This is a genomic window from Lentzea aerocolonigenes (genome assembly GCF_000974445.1).
In the GTDB taxonomy this organism is placed as follows: domain Bacteria; phylum Actinomycetota; class Actinomycetes; order Mycobacteriales; family Pseudonocardiaceae; genus Lentzea; species Lentzea aerocolonigenes.
Genome location: NZ_BBOJ01000035.1, coordinates 73,831 through 88,500, shown reverse-complemented (window position 1 = coordinate 88,500; position 14,670 = coordinate 73,831). Strand labels below are relative to the sequence as shown.

24 protein-coding genes are annotated in these 14,670 nt (G+C 66.0%); all 24 read right to left on the bottom strand.

Going from position 1 to position 14,670, the window contains the following annotated elements; all coding sequences use genetic code 11:
- Window positions 1–289 (bottom strand): IS110 family transposase (locus AOM45_RS45365; protein ID WP_201780185.1); only part of this gene is annotated, 289 nt, incomplete at its 3' end.
- Between the two features lie 714 nt (window positions 290–1,003).
- Window positions 1,004–1,450 (bottom strand): 50S ribosomal protein L15, encoded by a 447-nt coding sequence (rplO, locus tag AOM45_RS45360; protein ID WP_030473449.1) that lies wholly within the window; start codon window positions 1,448–1,450, stop codon window positions 1,004–1,006.
- A complete protein-coding gene (rpmD, locus tag AOM45_RS45355) occupies window positions 1,447–1,629 on the bottom strand; it encodes a 50S ribosomal protein L30 (RefSeq protein ID WP_030473450.1) in 183 nt (60 codons plus the stop codon). The genes rplO and rpmD overlap by 4 nt, the downstream gene beginning before the upstream one ends.
- Window positions 1,630–1,631: 2 nt before the next feature.
- Entirely contained in the window at window positions 1,632–2,240 is a 609-nt protein-coding gene (gene rpsE / locus AOM45_RS45350) for a 30S ribosomal protein S5 (protein WP_030473451.1), read from the bottom strand.
- Between the two features lie 34 nt (window positions 2,241–2,274).
- Entirely contained in the window at window positions 2,275–2,676 is a 402-nt protein-coding gene (gene rplR, locus AOM45_RS45345) for a 50S ribosomal protein L18 (protein WP_030473452.1), read from the bottom strand.
- 1 nt (window position 2,677) lies between these two features.
- Window positions 2,678–3,217 carry a 50S ribosomal protein L6 gene (gene rplF, locus AOM45_RS45340; protein ID WP_030473453.1) on the bottom strand — a complete coding sequence of 180 codons (540 nt, stop codon included), beginning with the start codon at window positions 3,215–3,217 and terminating at the stop codon, window positions 2,678–2,680.
- Between the two features lie 12 nt (window positions 3,218–3,229).
- Window positions 3,230–3,628, bottom strand: a complete 399-nt coding sequence (rpsH, locus tag AOM45_RS45335; RefSeq protein ID WP_030473454.1) for a 30S ribosomal protein S8 — start codon at window positions 3,626–3,628, stop codon at window positions 3,230–3,232.
- 120 nt (window positions 3,629–3,748) lie between these two features.
- Window positions 3,749–3,934, bottom strand: coding sequence for a type Z 30S ribosomal protein S14 (locus AOM45_RS45330; protein WP_030473455.1), 186 nt, complete (start codon window positions 3,932–3,934; stop codon window positions 3,749–3,751).
- A 4-nt stretch (window positions 3,935–3,938) separates the two neighbouring features.
- The gene (gene rplE / locus AOM45_RS45325) at window positions 3,939–4,502 is read right to left on the bottom strand and encodes a 50S ribosomal protein L5 (protein ID WP_030473456.1); all 564 of its coding nucleotides are present in this window, start codon (window positions 4,500–4,502) and stop codon (window positions 3,939–3,941) included.
- A 2-nt stretch (window positions 4,503–4,504) separates the two neighbouring features.
- The gene (gene rplX, locus AOM45_RS45320) at window positions 4,505–4,819 is read right to left on the bottom strand and encodes a 50S ribosomal protein L24 (protein ID WP_030473457.1); all 315 of its coding nucleotides are present in this window, start codon (window positions 4,817–4,819) and stop codon (window positions 4,505–4,507) included.
- A gap of 2 nt (window positions 4,820–4,821) precedes the next feature.
- Window positions 4,822–5,190, bottom strand: coding sequence for a 50S ribosomal protein L14 (gene rplN / locus AOM45_RS45315; RefSeq protein ID WP_030473458.1), 369 nt, complete (start codon window positions 5,188–5,190; stop codon window positions 4,822–4,824).
- A gap of 70 nt (window positions 5,191–5,260) precedes the next feature.
- The gene (gene rpsQ, locus AOM45_RS45310) at window positions 5,261–5,542 is read right to left on the bottom strand and encodes a 30S ribosomal protein S17 (protein WP_030473459.1); all 282 of its coding nucleotides are present in this window, start codon (window positions 5,540–5,542) and stop codon (window positions 5,261–5,263) included.
- On the bottom strand, window positions 5,539–5,781 hold the full coding sequence (gene rpmC / locus AOM45_RS45305; RefSeq protein ID WP_030473460.1) for a 50S ribosomal protein L29: 243 nt from the start codon (window positions 5,779–5,781) through the stop codon (window positions 5,539–5,541). Before rpmC ends, rpsQ begins: the two co-directional genes overlap by 4 nt.
- On the bottom strand, window positions 5,781–6,200 hold the full coding sequence (rplP, locus tag AOM45_RS45300) for a 50S ribosomal protein L16 (RefSeq protein WP_030473461.1): 420 nt from the start codon (window positions 6,198–6,200) through the stop codon (window positions 5,781–5,783). Before rplP ends, rpmC begins: the two co-directional genes overlap by 1 nt.
- 3 nt (window positions 6,201–6,203) lie before the next feature.
- Window positions 6,204–7,040: a 30S ribosomal protein S3 gene (rpsC, locus tag AOM45_RS45295; protein ID WP_030473462.1), complete on the bottom strand. Its 837-nt coding sequence runs from the start codon at window positions 7,038–7,040 to the stop codon at window positions 6,204–6,206.
- Window positions 7,040–7,438, bottom strand: coding sequence for a 50S ribosomal protein L22 (gene rplV / locus AOM45_RS45290; RefSeq protein ID WP_030473463.1), 399 nt, complete (start codon window positions 7,436–7,438; stop codon window positions 7,040–7,042). The genes rpsC and rplV overlap by 1 nt, the downstream gene beginning before the upstream one ends.
- 34 nt (window positions 7,439–7,472) lie before the next feature.
- Window positions 7,473–7,754 (bottom strand): 30S ribosomal protein S19, encoded by a 282-nt coding sequence (gene rpsS, locus AOM45_RS45285; protein ID WP_015105260.1) that lies wholly within the window; start codon window positions 7,752–7,754, stop codon window positions 7,473–7,475.
- Between the two features lie 18 nt (window positions 7,755–7,772).
- Window positions 7,773–8,606: a 50S ribosomal protein L2 gene (gene rplB, locus AOM45_RS45280; protein WP_030473464.1), complete on the bottom strand. Its 834-nt coding sequence runs from the start codon at window positions 8,604–8,606 to the stop codon at window positions 7,773–7,775.
- Window positions 8,607–8,625: 19 nt separating this feature from the next.
- Window positions 8,626–8,925, bottom strand: a complete 300-nt coding sequence (rplW, locus tag AOM45_RS45275; protein WP_030473465.1) for a 50S ribosomal protein L23 — start codon at window positions 8,923–8,925, stop codon at window positions 8,626–8,628.
- Window positions 8,922–9,608, bottom strand: coding sequence for a 50S ribosomal protein L4 (gene rplD / locus AOM45_RS45270; RefSeq protein ID WP_030473466.1), 687 nt, complete (start codon window positions 9,606–9,608; stop codon window positions 8,922–8,924). The genes rplW and rplD overlap by 4 nt, the downstream gene beginning before the upstream one ends.
- A complete protein-coding gene (gene rplC / locus AOM45_RS45265; protein ID WP_030473467.1) occupies window positions 9,608–10,258 on the bottom strand; it encodes a 50S ribosomal protein L3 in 651 nt (216 codons plus the stop codon). Before rplC ends, rplD begins: the two co-directional genes overlap by 1 nt.
- A gap of 27 nt (window positions 10,259–10,285) precedes the next feature.
- The gene (gene rpsJ / locus AOM45_RS45260) at window positions 10,286–10,591 is read right to left on the bottom strand and encodes a 30S ribosomal protein S10 (protein WP_003938093.1); all 306 of its coding nucleotides are present in this window, start codon (window positions 10,589–10,591) and stop codon (window positions 10,286–10,288) included.
- A gap of 587 nt (window positions 10,592–11,178) precedes the next feature.
- Complete coding sequence (gene tuf / locus AOM45_RS45255; protein ID WP_030473468.1) at window positions 11,179–12,372, bottom strand: elongation factor Tu; 1,194 nt, start codon at window positions 12,370–12,372, stop codon at window positions 11,179–11,181.
- A gap of 147 nt (window positions 12,373–12,519) precedes the next feature.
- Window positions 12,520–14,622, bottom strand: a complete 2,103-nt coding sequence (fusA, locus tag AOM45_RS45250; protein ID WP_030473469.1) for an elongation factor G — start codon at window positions 14,620–14,622, stop codon at window positions 12,520–12,522.
- Window positions 14,623–14,670 lie beyond the last annotated feature (48 nt).

Genomic DNA, 14,670 nt, shown 5'->3' with positions numbered 1-14,670 from the left:
CCCGGTGCCGGTCCCGGAACCGGGCCACCGACATCGGATTGATCGCGAACACCGTGTATCCGGCCGCGACCAGCGCCCGCACCCACGGACCACGATCGGTCTCGATCCCGACCCGGACCTCGACATCCTCAGGATCGGCCTGACCGGTGTGCTCGGCGATCAACGCGTGCAGCCGCGCCATCCCGGCCACACCCTCGGGCAACCGGGCCTTGACCAGCCTGCGCCCGTCGGCGTCCATCAACTCGACATCGTGGTGATCCTCGGCCCAGTCATCACCGACCAGCAACAACATCCGCACTCCCACTCGCCCACTCGACGCCAGCGGCCCAGGGAGAACTTGTCGGCAAGCTAATGAACAGTGCTCACGCCACCATCGGCAGGCACGACATCCCAGCAGCGATCACGTTCTCCCGGCAACTGGTGAGGGCACGGTCTTCGCCAAGAACTCAACAACTCCATCCGAGACAGAGTGCTCACCCACCAGCGGCCACAGGCCGAGCCTGCCAGACGGCCGACTCAGCACTCATTAGCCGAGGCGACCCAACCGCCCTGCCAACGCGACCCGGCGGTGTGGCTCCCCCGTCTAGCGCTCCTCTGCCCTTGCCGCGCCCGAGGGGTCAGGTCAAGTCGACACGCTTTTTCGTCGACTTGACCTGACCCCTCGGGTGTGGCCCGCTGCGGAGCGCTAGACGGGGGAGCCACACCGCAAACGCAACCACCAACGCAACCGCAAGCCGCCAAGAGCAACAGGCGTGCCATCAACCCGCAGACGGCGCTGGAGGGCTCTTTTGGGAGTGTCGGGAGTCTGAGGGCAGAGTCCTCAGCCCAAGCACGCAACAGGAACCCCGCCAACGCGACAAGACCACCTACGGACCCCACGCTGACGCAGGCGTCCCCCCGAATCGGGAACCCCTACAACTCAACCTACTCAGAGGGTCTGACACTCCCCCGAACACGCCAAAGGGCCCCGAGGCGAAGCCTCAGGGCCCTTCAGGCGCAATGACTACGCGCCGGCGACCGTAGCGGTACCACCAGCGGCAGACAGCTTCTCCACAGCGGACTTGGAGAACTTGTCAGCGGTGACGTCCAGCTTGACGCTGACCTCACCATCGCCCAGCACCTTGACGAGCGAGCCCTTGCGGACCAGCCCGGCCAGCACCAGCGCGGGAACGTCGACCGAACCGCCCTCGGGGAACGAGGCAGCGATGTCGGAGACGTTCACGACCTGGTACTCGGTGCGGAACAGGTTCTTGAAGCCCTTGAGCTTCGGCAGCCGCATGTGCAGCGGCATCTGGCCACCTTCGAAGCGCGGCGAGACGTTCTTGCGAGCGCCCGTGCCCTTCGTACCGCGGCCGGCGGTCTTGCCCTTGGAGCCTTCACCACGACCGACGCGGGTCTTGGCGGTCTTGGCTCCGGGGGCGGGACGCAGATCGTGAATCTTGATGGTCACGACTGGACCTCCTCAACAACCACCAGGTGGCGCACGGCGTGGATCAGGCCGCGGACCTGGGGGGTGTCCTCACGCACGACCGACTGGCGGATCTTGCGCAGCCCGAGGGTGCGCATCGACTCGCGGTGGTTGTGCTTGGTGCCGATGGTGCTGCGAACCTGGGTGATCTTGAGAGCCATGGTCAGACCCCCTGGCCCGCGCGAGCGCGGATCATGCCGGCGGGGGCGACGTCCTCGAGGGGCAGGCCACGACGGGCCGCGACCTCTTCCGGACGCTGCAGGCCCTTGAGGGCCGCCACGGTCGCGTGCACGATGTTGATCGCGTTGTCGGAGCCCAGCGACTTCGACAGCACGTCGTGCACGCCGGCGCACTCGAGGACGGCGCGGACAGCGCCACCCGCGATGACACCGGTACCGGCCGAGGCCGGACGCAGCAGAACCACACCAGCGGCCTTCTCACCCTGGACCGGGTGGGGGATGGTGCCGGCGATGCGAGGCACGCGGAAGAAGTTCTTCTTCGCTTCCTCGACACCCTTGGCGATGGCCGCGGGAACTTCCTTGGCCTTGCCGTAACCGACGCCGACCATGCCGTCGCCGTCACCCACCACGACGAGCGCGGTGAAGCTGAAGCGACGACCACCCTTGACCACCTTGGAGACGCGGTTGATCGCAACCACGCGCTCGAGGTGGGGGGTCTTCTCCTGGGCCGCGCCGCCGCGGCCGCCGTCACGACGGTCGCGGCGCTCTCCGCGCTCGCCCCCGCCGCCTTCGCGACGCGTACGTCCTGGCATCAGGCGTCCCTCTCAATTCCAGTGATCATCATTGTCAGAACTCCAGCCCCGCCTCGCGGGCGGCGTCCGCCAGGGCGGCGATCCGGCCGTGGTACGCGTTGCCACCGCGGTCGAACACGACCGCCGTGATGCCGGCGTCCTTGGCACGGGCCGCGGCCAGCTGGCCGACCTTGGCCGCGCGGGCCTTCTTGTCGCCTTCCAGCGCACGGACGTCGGCCTCCATGGAGGAAGCGGACGCGACCGTGTGGCCCTTCAGGTCGTCGATGATCTGCACGGTGATGTGCTTCGACGACCGGTGCACGACCAGGCGCGGGCGCTCGGCGGTGCCGCTGACCTTCTTGCGGAGGCGGAAGTGGCGACGGGCCTTGGCAACACGACGCCTGGTGGAGATGTCCTTGCCCACCGGCTTGCGCTTCGTAACAGTCGACTCGCTCATGTCACTTACCCGTCTTTCCGACCTTGCGACGGATCTTCTCGCCCGAGTAGCGGACGCCCTTGCCCTTGTACGGGTCGGGCTTGCGCAGCTTGCGGATGTTGGCGGCGACCTCACCGACCAGCTGCTTGTCGATACCCGAGACGGAGAAACGGGTCGGGGTCTCCACCGCGAAGGTGATGCCCTCGGGGGCCTCGACCTTGACGGGGTGGGAGTAACCGAGCGCGAACTCGAGCTCAGAGCCCTTGAGCGCGACGCGGTAACCGACGCCGTGGATTTCCATCTTCTTTTCGTAACCCTGGGTCACGCCGACAACCATGTTGTGCACGAGCGTGCGCGACAGGCCGTGGAGCGCGCGGTTGCGGCGCTCGTCGTTCGGGCGCTTGACCTCGAGCGTGCCGTCCTCAGCCTTCTCCAGGCTGATCGGCTCAGCGATCGTCAGCGTCAGGGTGCCCTTGGGACCCTTCACGCTCACGTCCTGGCCGGCGATGTTCACGTCGACCCCGGAGGGGACAATGATCGGCTGCTTACCGATGCGCGACATGTCTACTCCCCCTTACCAAACGTAGGCGAGGACTTCTCCGCCCACGCCTGCCTTGTTGGCCTGGCGGTCGGTCATGAGACCACCAGAGGTCGAAATGATCGCCACACCAAGACCGCCGAGAACTCGCGGCAGGCCGGTGGACTTCGCGTACACGCGCAGACCGGGCTTCGACACGCGGCGGAGGCCGGCGATGCTGCGCTCACGGTTCGGGCCGTACTTCAGCTCGACGACGAGGTTCTTCGCGACCTCGCCCTCCTCGTCGCGGTACGAGGCGATGTAGCCCTCGCGCTTGAGGATCTCGGCGATGTTGGCCTTCAACTTCGAGTGCGGCATCACGACCTTGTCGTGGTAAGCCGAGTTCGCGTTCCGCAGACGAGTGAGCATGTCTGCGATGGGATCGGTCATCGTCATGGTGACCTGGTCAACCCTTCTCGCTGCGGTTCACCGCTCAGGGTCCAGACCTGCCCTCCTCCGAAGAGGAGGGACAGGACGGTCGTGTGCGGGCCTACAGCGAAGTAATGGAGCTTGGAATTACCAGCTGGACTTGCTCACGCCAGGCAGCTCACCGCGGTGAGCCATCTCGCGCAAGCAGATCCGGCAGAGGCCGAACTTGCGGAACACCGCGTGGGGGCGGCCGCAACGCTGGCACCGGGTGTAGCCCCGGACCTTGAACTTCGGCTTCTTCGCGGCCTTGTTGATCAACGCCTTCTTGGCCATCGACTCAGTTCTCCTTGAACGGGAAGCCCAGGAGCTTCAGCAGCGCCCGGCCCTCCTCGTCGTTCGTGGCGGTGGTGACGACGGTGATGTCCATGCCGCGGGGACGGTCGATCGAGTCGGGGTCGATCTCGTGGAACATCGACTGCTCGTTCAGACCGAACGTGTAGTTGCCGTTGCCGTCGAACTGCTTGCCCGAGAGGCCGCGGAAGTCGCGGATACGGGGCAGTGCGATCGTCAGCAGGCGGTCCAGGAACTCCCACATGCGGTCGCCGCGCAGCGTGACGCGCGCGCCGATCGGCATGCCCTCACGCAGCTTGAACTGCGCGATGGACTTGCGGGCCCGACGAACCTCGGGACGCTGACCGGTGATGATCGAGAGGTCCTTGACGGCACCCTCGATCAGCTTGCCGTCACGGGCGGCGTCGCCGACACCCATGTTGACGACGACCTTGACGACGCCGGGGATCTGCATCACGTTGGCGAAGGAGAACTGCTTCTGCAGCTCGCCCTTGATCTCGTCGCGGTAACGCGTCTTCAGCCGCGGGATGATCTTCTCTGCGGTAGTCATGCTCAGATGTCCTTCCCGTTACGACGGGAAATGCGGACCCGCTTGCCCTCGTCGTTCGTACGGTAACCAACACGGGTCGGCTTGCCGTCCGAGTCGACCACCATCACGTTGGAGACGTTGATCGGGGCTTCCTGGGTCACGATGCCACCGGACTGCGCGCCACGCTGGGTCTGCGTGATCCGGGTGTGCTTCTTGATCCGGTTGACGCCCTCGACCAGGACCTTGCCGGTCTCCGGGTAGGCCTGGATGACCTTGCCCTTCGCGCCCTTGTCCTTGCCGGCGATAACGACGACCGTGTCGCCCTTCTTCACCTTCATGGTCAGAGCACCTCCGGAGCCAGCGAGATGATCTTCATGAACTTCTTGTCGCGCAGCTCACGACCGACCGGGCCGAAGATGCGGGTACCGCGCGGCTCGTTGTCGTTCTTGATGAGCACGGCGGCGTTCTCGTCGAAGCGGATGTACGAGCCATCCGCGCGACGGCGCTCCTTGACGGTGCGGACGATGACGGCCTTGACGACGTCACCCTTCTTCACGCCGGCACCGGGGATCGCGTCCTTGACGGTCGCGACGATGATGTCGCCGATGCCCGCGTAGCGGCGGCCCGAACCACCGAGAACACGGATGCAAAGGATCTCCTTCGCACCAGTGTTGTCGGCGACACGAAGCCGCGACTCCTGCTGAATCACTTACTTGCTCCTGACCATTCCTGGCCCGCCGGATTTCCGACCCGACGGGCTCGGTCTGTCTAGAAAGGACTTACTTGGCCTTCTCGAGGATCTCGACGAGCCGCCAGCGCTTGGTCGCCGACAGGGGCCGGGTCTCCATGAGCAGGACGCGGTCGCCGATGCCCGCCGCGTTCTCCTCGTCGTGCACCTTCACCTTGGTGGTGGAGCGCATGATCTTGGAGTAACGCGGGTGCTTCTTGCGGTCCTCGAGCGCAACCACGATCGTCTTGTCCATCTTGTCGGACACGACGAGGCCCTCACGGACCTTGCGGTCGTTGCGCTTCTCGGTCTGAACTTCGTTGCTGTCGGTCATGCCGCACCCTCACCAGTGGATTCCGGCGAAGCGGAGAGGCCGAGCTCCCGCTCCCGCATCACGGTGTAGATCCGGGCGATGTCGTGCCGGACCGTGCGCAGCCGCCGGTTGTTGTCGAGCTGGCCCGTGGCCATCTGGAAGCGAAGGTTGAAGAGCTCTTCCTTCGATTCCTTCAGACGCAGCACGAGCTCTTCCTCGGTGAGCTCACGCAGCTCGGAAGCGGTGGTACCCGCTGCCATCAGAACTCACCACCCTCACGCGTAACGATGCGGCACTTCATCGGGAGCTTGTGGATCGCGCGGCGGAGCGCCTCGCGAGCGACCTGCTCGTTCGGGAAGGCCATCTCGAAGAGGACGCGACCCGGCTTGACGTTGGCCACCCACCACTCCGGCGAACCCTTACCGGAACCCATGCGGGTCTCGGCCGGCTTCTTCGTCAGCGGACGGTCCGGGAAGATGTTGATCCAGACCTTGCCGCCACGACGGATGTGGCGCGTGATGGCGATACGAGCGGACTCGATCTGCCTGTTGGTGACGTACGCCGGCTCCAGAGCCTGGATGCCGTACTCACCGAAGGTGACCTTCGTGCCGCCCTTGGCAGCACCCGACCGCTTGGGGTGGTGCTGCTTGCGGTGCTTGACCCTGCGCGGGATGAGCATGACTCAGCTCTCCGTCTTCTCTGCAGCAGCCGGGGCCTCGCTGGACGCCGCGGAGGCGTCAGCGGCGGCACGGCCGGCCTCGGTGCTCGTCGCGGTGGTGCCGCTGGCACCGGAGCGACGGGCCCGGTTCGGACGCTCGCCACGGTCGCGACGCGGGGCGCGGTCGGCCTGCGAAGGCGCAGCCGCGTCGAGCGCGCGCTTGGCGGAGATGCCACCGACGATGTCGCCCTTGTAGATCCACACCTTCACGCCGATACGGCCGAACGTGGTGCGGGCCTCGAAGAAGCCGTAGTCGATGTTGGCGCGGAGCGTGTGCAGCGGCACGCGGCCGTCGCGGTAGTGCTCCGAGCGGGACATCTCAGCGCCGCCCAGGCGACCGCCGCACTGCACGCGGATGCCCTTGACCTGCGGCGAACGCATGGCCGACTGAATGGCCTTGCGCATCGCGCGCCGGAAGGCGACGCGGTTGGACAGCTGCTCGGCGACACCCTGTGCCACGAGCTGCGCGTCCGACTCGGGGCTCTTGACCTCGAGGATGTTCAGCTGGACCTGCTTCTTGGTGAGCTTCTCCAGCTCACCGCGGATGCGGTCCGCCTCGGCACCGCGACGGCCGATGACGATGCCCGGCCGGGCGGTGTGGATGTCGACGCGAACCCGGTCACGGGTGCGCTCGATCTCCACCTTGGAGATGCCGGCACGCTCCATGCCGCGCGAGAGCAGCCGACGGATCTTGACGTCCTCGGCCACGTACTCGGCGTACTGCTTGTCTGCGTACCAGCGGGACTTCCAGTCGGTGGTGATCCCCAGCCGGAAGCCGTGCGGGTTGATCTTCTGGCCCACTACCGCGTTCCCTTCGCGCTGGTCTTCTTGGGACGAGACTCCACCTCGATGGTGATGTGGCTCGTCCGCTTGCGGATCCGGTACGCGCGGCCCTGGGCACGCGGGCGGAAACGCTTGAGGGTCGGACCCTCGTCCACAAAGGCCGCCGAAACCCAGAGGGTGTCGGGGTCCAGGGACAGGTTGTTCTCGGCGTTGGCCATGGCGCTGGCGAGCACCTTCGCGACCGGCTCAGAAGCGGCCTGGGGCGCGAACTGGAGCACGGCCAGGGCCTCGCTGGCGTTACGACCCTTGATGAGCTCGACGACGCGACGGACCTTCATGGGGGTGTCGCGGACGTAGCGAGCCCGAGCCACGGCGCGCGGAAACTCCTGCGCCTCAGCGTCCTTACGGGCGTTCATCGCTGCTTTTCCCTTGCTCTTCTCAGTTCGACGCCTAGCGGCGACGAGACTTCCGGTCGTCCTTGATGTGGCCCTTGAAGGTGCGGGTCGGGGCGAACTCGCCCAGCTTGTGCCCGACCATGGCCTCGGTCACGAACACCGGGACGTGCTTGCGGCCGTCGTGCACCGCGATGGTGTGACCCAGCATGTCCGGGATGATCGTGGACCGGCGGGACCACGTCTTGATGACGGTCTTCTTGCCCGACTCGTTGAGAACGTCCACCTTCTTGAGCAGGTGGTCGTCCACGAAGGGGCCCTTCTTAAGGCTGCGAGGCATCCTTCACTCCCTCCCTGCTCAGCGCTTCTTACCGGTGCGACGACGCCGGACGATGAGCTTGTCGCTTGGCTTGCGGCGGCGAGTACGACCCTCGGGCTTACCAGCCGGGTTGACCGGGTGGCGACCACCGGAGGTCTTGCCCTCACCACCACCGTGCGGGTGGTCAACGGGGTTCATGGCGACACCACGCACGGTGGGCTTCTTGCCCTTCCACCGCATGCGGCCTGCCTTGCCCCAGTTGATGTTCTGGTGCTCCTTGTTGCCGACCTCGCCGAGCGTGGCGCGGCAGCGCACGTCCACGTTGCGGATCTCGCCCGAAGGCATCCGCAGCTGGGCGTACGGGCCGTCCTTCGCCACGAGCTGAACCGAGGCGCCGGCGGAGCGAGCGATCTTCGCGCCGCCACCGGGGCGGAGCTCGATCGCGTGAATCACGGAACCGACCGGGATGTTGCGCAGCGGCAGGTTGTTGCCCGGCTTGATGTCGGCCTTGGGGCCGTTCTCAACCGTGTCACCCTGCTTGAGCTTCTCCGGGGCGATGATGTAGCGCTTCTCGCCGTCCGCGTAGTGCAGCAGCGCGATGCGCGCGGTGCGGTTCGGGTCGTACTCGATGTGAGCGACCTTGGCCGGCACGCCGTCCTTGTCGTGGCGACGGAAGTCGATCAGGCGGTAAGCCCGCTTGTGACCGCCACCCTTGTGCCGCGTGGTGATCTTGCCCGAAGCGTTGCGGCCACCCAGCTTGTGCAGCGGGCGGATCAGCGACTTCTCCGGCGTCGACCGAGTGATCTCGGCGAAGTCGGAGACGCTCGCACCGCGACGACCGGGAGTCGTCGGCTTGTACTTGCGAATGCCCATCTCTACGCAGTCCTCGTCATCAGGCGGCAGGGCCGCCGAAGATCTCGATCGGCTTGCTGTCCGAGGACAGGGTCACGATCGCGCGCTTCGTGTCCTTGCGCTTGCCGAACCCGGTGCGGGTGCGCTTGCGCTTGCCCTGCCGGTTGATGGTGTTGACGCTGACGACCTTCACGCCGAAGACCTTCTCCACGGCGATCTTGATCTGGGTCTTGTTCGAACCCGGCGCCACCAAGAAGGTGTACTTGTTCTCCTCAAGAAGCCCGTAGGACTTCTCGGAGATCACCGGCGCGAGCAAGATGTCCCTGTGGTCGGGGATCACTTGGAAGCCTCCTCGTCCACCACGACCGCCGCGCCCTCAGCCGAGCCACGACCCTGCTGGGCCTTGCTGGCGAGGAACACGTCGAGCGAGTCCTTGGTGAACACCACGTCGTCGTTGACGAGCACGTCGTAGGTGTTGAGCTGGTCGGGCGCGATCACGTGCACGTGCGGAAGGTTCCGCACGCTGACCCACGCGACCTCGTCGGTGCGGTTGAGCACCACGAGAACGCGACGAGCCTGGGTGACCGACTCCAGGACCTTGCGTGCGGTCTTGGTCGACGGGGTGTCCCCGTCCACCAGGCCGGACACGACGTGCACCTGGTTGGCGCGGGCCCGGTCGGAGAGGGCGCCACGCAGAGCGGCGGCCTTCATCTTCTTGGGGGTCCGCTGGGTGTAGTCACGCGGCTGCGGGCCGTGGACGACGCCACCGCCGGCGAACTGCGGCGCACGCGTCGAACCCTGGCGGGCGCGACCGGTGCCCTTCTGGCGGTACGGCTTCTTGCCACCACCGGACACCTCGCCGCGGGTCTTCGTGGCGTGCGTGCCCTGGCGAGCGGCGGCCTGCTGGCCGACGACAACCTGGTGCAGCAGCGCGACGTTCGCCTGCGCGTCGAAAATGGCCGACGGGAGCTCAACCGTGCCGGCGGACTTGCCGTCCGGGGTGCGGATCTCAACAGTCGACATCAGGCACCACCCTTCGCAGCAGTCCGGACGAACACCAGACCACCCTTGGGGCCGGGAACAGCGCCCTTGATGAGCAGCAGGCCGTTCTCGGCGTCGATCTTGTGCACCTTCAGGTTCTGGGTCGTGACGCGCACGTGGCCCATGCGGCCGGCCATGCGCAGACCCTTGAAGACGCGACCCGGAGTGGCGCAGCCACCGATGGAACCCGGCGAGCGGTGCTTGCGCTGGGTGCCGTGGCTGGAGCCGAGGCCCCGGAAGTTGTGGCGCTTCATGACACCCGCGGTGCCCTTGCCCTTGCTGGTGCCGGTGATGTCGACAACAGCGCCGGCCTCGAACACCTCAGCGGTGATCTCCTGGCCGACCGTGTACTCGCCGGCGTCCGTCGTGCGCAGCTCCACCAGGTGGCGGCGGGGCGTGACCCCGGCCTTGGCGAAGTGGCCCGCGACGGGCTTGTTGACCTTGCGCGGGTCAATCGCGCCGGCCGCCAGCTGGACGGCGGTGTAGCCGTCCTTCTCTTCGGTGCGAACCTGGGTGACGACATTCGGCTCGGCCTTGACGACGGTCACCGGGACGACCCGGTTGTTCTCGTCGAAGACCTGAGTCATGCCGAGCTTGGTGCCCAGGATGCCCTTCATCTGCCTGTCAGACATTGGTCCGTTACTCTCCGCGCCCAACGCTTACTGGATGTTGACGTCGACGCTGGCCGGCAGGTCGATGCGCATGAGCGCGTCAACCGTCTTCGGCGTCGGGTCGAGGATGTCGATCAGCCGCTTGTGCGTGCGCATCTCGAAGTGCTCGCGCGAGTCCTTGTACTTGTGCGGCGAGCGGATGACGCAGTACACGTTCTTCTCAGTGGGCAGCGGCACCGGCCCGACGACCCGAGCGCCGGTGCGCGTCACGGTCTCCACGATCTTGCGCGCAGACGCGTCGATCGCTTCGTGGTCGTAGGCCTTGAGCCGGATGCGGATCTTTTGTCCCGCCATGATGGCTTGCCGTTCCTCTGCTTCTCGTAACCGCTGCGGTGCGGTGCCTCGGATGAGGCCTGTTACAGCCTCTTGGCGCGCTCCGCCCCTGTTGAAGTGTCATGGTGCCCGGTCCACGCGGTCGGGCGTGTCGCGCCCGGTGCGCATACCGGTCCCACTCAAGGTCTCCCCGGTGGGATTGGGCCTACCACAGCCCTTGCACCCTGATGCCCATCTCCGCAAGGAGGCGTTCACTAACAGGGCGCGGACGCTCGGTCGAAGGGCTCAGGCACGCACGGATGCGACCCGGCCTTCGTCGAGCAACCCGTAAAGGATGCCACACGGGCGTGAGGCGCTCCAAATCGGGGTGGGTGAGTTGGAGCCAGATCACGTCAGGATCTTGGCCGGTGAGCCGTCCTGTTCGTCGCGTGTGGAGCGACGAGCACGACGGTTCCGTTGCCGGGCAACAGGATCCCCGACGCGGGCCCACACCCCTGCGCATGGCGACAGCCCGACGTGAGCTGTCGCACAACTTCGACCTGGCAACGACGAAGGCCGGGCCAACGGAACCGTTGGCCCGGCCTTTCGCCGAACTGGGTGCTGCTAGGTCACTTGATGATCTTGGTGACCGAGCCGGCGCCGACGGTGCGGCCACCCTCGCGGATCGCGAAGCGCAGACCCTCGTCCATGGCGATCGGCTGGATCAGCTTGACCGACATGAAGGTGTTGTCGCCCGGCATGACCATCTCGGTGCCCTCGGGCAGCGTCACAACGCCGGTCACGTCCGTCGTCCGGAAGTAGAACTGCGGACGGTAGTTGTTGAAGAACGGCGTGTGGCGGCCACCCTCGTCCTTCGACAGGATGTAGACCTGGGCCTCGAACTCGGTGTGCGGGGTCGTGGTGCCCGGCTTGACGATGACCATGCCGCGCTCCACCTCCTCGCGCTTGATGCCGCGGAGCAGCAGCGCGGCGTTGTCACCGGCGCGACCCTCGTCGAGGAACTTCTTGAACATCTCGATCGAGGTGACCGTCGTCTTCTTCGACGTCTCCTTGATACCGACGATCTCGATCTCGGAGTTCACGTTGATGATGCCGCGCTCGATGCGACCGGTCACCACGGTGCCGCGACCGGTGATCGTGAAGACGTCCTCGACGGGCATGAGGAACGGCTTGTCGACCTCGCGCTCCGGCTCCGGGATCGCCGAGTCAACGGCGGCCATGAGCTCGAGAACGGACTTGCCCCACTGCTCGTCGCCCTCGAGCGCCTTCAGCGCCGAGACGCGCACGACCGGCAGGTCGTCGCCCGGGAACTCGTACTCGGAGAGCAGCTCGCGGACCTCGAGCTCGACGAGCTCCAGGATCTCCTCGTCGTCGACCATGTCGGCCTTGTTGAGCGCGACGACGATGTAGGGGACGCCGACCTGGCGGGCCAGGAGGACGTGCTCCTTCGTCTGCGGCATCGGGCCGTCGGTCGCCGCGACCACCAGGATGGCGCCGTCCATCTGCGCCGCACCGGTGATCATGTTCTTGATGTAGTCGGCGTGCCCGGGGCAGTCGACGTGCGCGTAGTGACGGTTCTCCGTCTGGTACTCGATGTGCGCGATCGAGATCGTGATGCCGCGCTGCTTCTCTTCCGGCGCCTTGTCGATCTGGTCGAACGCGAACGAGGCGTTCACATCGGGGTACGCGTCGTGCAGAACCTTGGAGATCGCCGCGGTCAGCGTGGTCTTGCCATGGTCGATGTGACCGATGGTGCCGATGTTGACGTGCGGCTTCGTCCGCTCGAACTTCGCCTTGGCCACTGGATTGTCCTCCTGGACTTCTTTTTGCTGGTCCGGCGGGCATTTGTGGCCACCCGCCGGACTTACACGTCAGGGTCTAAAAGTAGCGGACCCCAGGGATTCACCCCCGGAGAGCCCGCGGTCGAACTGCGGTGCTCCGGTGGGGAGTTACTCCCCGGTCGCCTTCGCGATGATCTCCTTCGAGACGTTCGCGGGAACCTCTGCGTAGGAGTCGAACACCATCGAGTAGTTGGCGCGACCCTGGGTCTTGGACCGCAGGTCACCCACGTACCCGAACATTTCCGACAGCGGAACCAGTGCCTTGACGACACGGACGCCGCTGCGCTCCTCCATGGCCTGGATCTGGCCGCGGCGGGAGTTCAGGTCGCCGATCACGTCGCCCATGTACTCCTCGGGCGTCGTGACCTCGACGGCCATCAGAGGCTCGAGGATCGCGGGAGACGCCTGACGGGCGGCTTCCTTGAGGGCCATCGAACCAGCGATCTTGAACGCCATTTCCGAGGAGTCGACCTCGTGGTAGGCGCCGTCGATCAGAGTCACCTTCACGCCGACCAGCGGGTAGCCCGCCAGCACGCCGTACTGCAGCGCGTCCTGTGCACCCGCGTCGACCGACGGGATGTACTCACGCGGGATGCGACCACCAGTGACGGCGTTCACGAACTCGTAGAGCGCGCCGTCGTCCTTCTTCTCCAGCGGCTCGACGGTGATGAGCACCTTCGCGAACTGGCCGGAACCACCGGTCTGCTTCTTGTGGGTGTAGGAGTACTTCTCCACCGCCTTGCGGATGGTCTCCCGGTACGCCACCTGAGGCTTGCCGATGTTGGCCTCGACCTTGAACTCGCGGCGCATGCGGTCCACCAGGATGTCCAGGTGGAGCTCGCCCATGCCGGCGATGATGGTCTGGCCCGTCTCCTGGTCGAGGTTGACCCGGAACGTCGGGTCCTCCTCAGCCAGCTTCTGGATCGCGGTGCCGAGCTTCTCCTGGTCCGCCTTCGTCTTGGGCTCGATGGCCACCTGGATGACGGGCTCGGGGAAGGTCATCGACTCGAGGACGATCGGGTGAGCCGGGTCGCACAGGGTCTCACCGGTCGTGGTGTCCTTCAGACCGATCACGGCGTAGATGTGGCCCGCGATGGCCTCGGTGACCGGGTTCTCCTTGTTGGCGTGCATCTGGAAGATCTTCCCGATGCGCTCCTTGCGGTCCTTGGTCGCGTTGACGACCTGGGTGCCGGAGGCGACCTTGCCCGAGTAGACCCGGATGTAGGTCAGCTTGCCGAAGAACGGGTGCACGGCGATCTTGAACGCCAGAGCCGAGAACGGCTCGTCGCTCGAGGCCTTGCGCGACACGACGGTCTCGCCGTCCTGCAGCGTGCCCTCGACCGGCGGGAGGTCCAGCGGCGACGGCAGGAAGTCGATGACCGCGTCGAGCATGGGCTGAACGCCCTTGTTCTTGAACGCGGAACCACAGAGCACCGGGTAGGCGGTGCCCTCGGCGACGATCTTGCGAAGGCCGGCCTTGATCTCCTCGACGGAGAGGTCACCGTTCTCGAAGTACTTCTCGGTCAGCTCGTCGTCGGTCTCGGCGACGGCCTCGAGAAGCTGCTCGCGGAACTCCTGCGCACGCTCGACGAGATCCGCGGGGATCTCCTCGATCGCGTAGTCCTCGCCCTTCTGGACCTCACCACGCCACGTGAGAGCACGCATCTCGACCAGGTCGACGACGCCGATGAAGTCGCTCTCGGCACCGATCGGGATCTGGATCGGCAGCGGCTTCGCGCCGAGACGTTCCTGAATGGTGCGGATGGTGAAGTAGAAGTCCGCGCCCAGCTTGTCCATCTTGTTGACGAAGCAGATGCGCGGGACGTCGTACTTGGTGGCCTGCCGCCAGACCTGCTCGGACTGCGGCTCGACACCCTCCTTGCCGTCGAAGACGGCAACGGCGCCGTCGAGGACGCGCAGGTTGCGCTCGACCTCGACGGTGAAGTCGACGTGGCCGGGCGTGTCGATCAGGTTGATCTGGTGGTTCTTCCAGTAGCAGGTCGTCGCGGCCGACGTGATCGTGATGCCGCGCTCCTGCTCCTGCTCCATCCAGTCCATCACGGCGGCGCCGTCGTGAACCTCGCCGATCTTGTAGCTGATCCCCGTGTAGAAGAGGATCCGCTCAGTCGTCGTGGTCTTGCCCGCGTCGATGTGGGCCATGATCCCGATGTTGCGGACCTTGGCAAGATCAGTGAGCACGTCCTGTGCCACGGGTCTTTCCCCTGTCTTGAGCTTGTCAGCTCACTAGGGCTGGGAGAG

What these genes read in the sequence shown, in the direction of transcription:
- rpmD (WP_030473450.1), bottom strand. Translation starts at nt 1,629, where the DNA reads ATGGCTCTCAAGATCACCCAGGTTCGCAGCACCATCGGCACCAAGCAC.
- rpsE (WP_030473451.1), bottom strand. Translation starts at nt 2,240, where the DNA reads ATGCCAGGACGTACGCGTCGCGAAGGCGGCGGGGGCGAGCGCGGAGAG.
- rplR (WP_030473452.1), bottom strand. Translation starts at nt 2,676, where the DNA reads ATGAGCGAGTCGACTGTTACGAAGCGCAAGCCGGTGGGCAAGGACATC.
- rplF (WP_030473453.1), bottom strand. Translation starts at nt 3,217, where the DNA reads ATGTCGCGCATCGGTAAGCAGCCGATCATTGTCCCCTCCGGGGTCGAC.
- rpsH (WP_030473454.1), bottom strand. Translation starts at nt 3,628, where the DNA reads ATGACGATGACCGATCCCATCGCAGACATGCTCACTCGTCTGCGGAAC.
- AOM45_RS45330 (WP_030473455.1), bottom strand. Translation starts at nt 3,934, where the DNA reads ATGGCCAAGAAGGCGTTGATCAACAAGGCCGCGAAGAAGCCGAAGTTC.
- rplE (WP_030473456.1), bottom strand. Translation starts at nt 4,502, where the DNA reads ATGACTACCGCAGAGAAGATCATCCCGCGGCTGAAGACGCGTTACCGC.
- rplX (WP_030473457.1), bottom strand. Translation starts at nt 4,819, where the DNA reads ATGAAGGTGAAGAAGGGCGACACGGTCGTCGTTATCGCCGGCAAGGAC.
- rpsQ (WP_030473459.1), bottom strand. Translation starts at nt 5,542, where the DNA reads ATGACCGACAGCAACGAAGTTCAGACCGAGAAGCGCAACGACCGCAAG.
- rpmC (WP_030473460.1), bottom strand. Translation starts at nt 5,781, where the DNA reads ATGGCAGCGGGTACCACCGCTTCCGAGCTGCGTGAGCTCACCGAGGAA.
- rplP (WP_030473461.1), bottom strand. Translation starts at nt 6,200, where the DNA reads ATGCTCATCCCGCGCAGGGTCAAGCACCGCAAGCAGCACCACCCCAAG.
- rplV (WP_030473463.1), bottom strand. Translation starts at nt 7,438, where the DNA reads ATGAACGCCCGTAAGGACGCTGAGGCGCAGGAGTTTCCGCGCGCCGTG.
- rpsS (WP_015105260.1), bottom strand. Translation starts at nt 7,754, where the DNA reads ATGCCTCGCAGCCTTAAGAAGGGCCCCTTCGTGGACGACCACCTGCTC.
- rplB (WP_030473464.1), bottom strand. Translation starts at nt 8,606, where the DNA reads ATGGGCATTCGCAAGTACAAGCCGACGACTCCCGGTCGTCGCGGTGCG.
- rplD (WP_030473466.1), bottom strand. Translation starts at nt 9,608, where the DNA reads ATGTCGACTGTTGAGATCCGCACCCCGGACGGCAAGTCCGCCGGCACG.
- rplC (WP_030473467.1), bottom strand. Translation starts at nt 10,258, where the DNA reads ATGTCTGACAGGCAGATGAAGGGCATCCTGGGCACCAAGCTCGGCATG.
- rpsJ (WP_003938093.1), bottom strand. Translation starts at nt 10,591, where the DNA reads ATGGCGGGACAAAAGATCCGCATCCGGCTCAAGGCCTACGACCACGAA.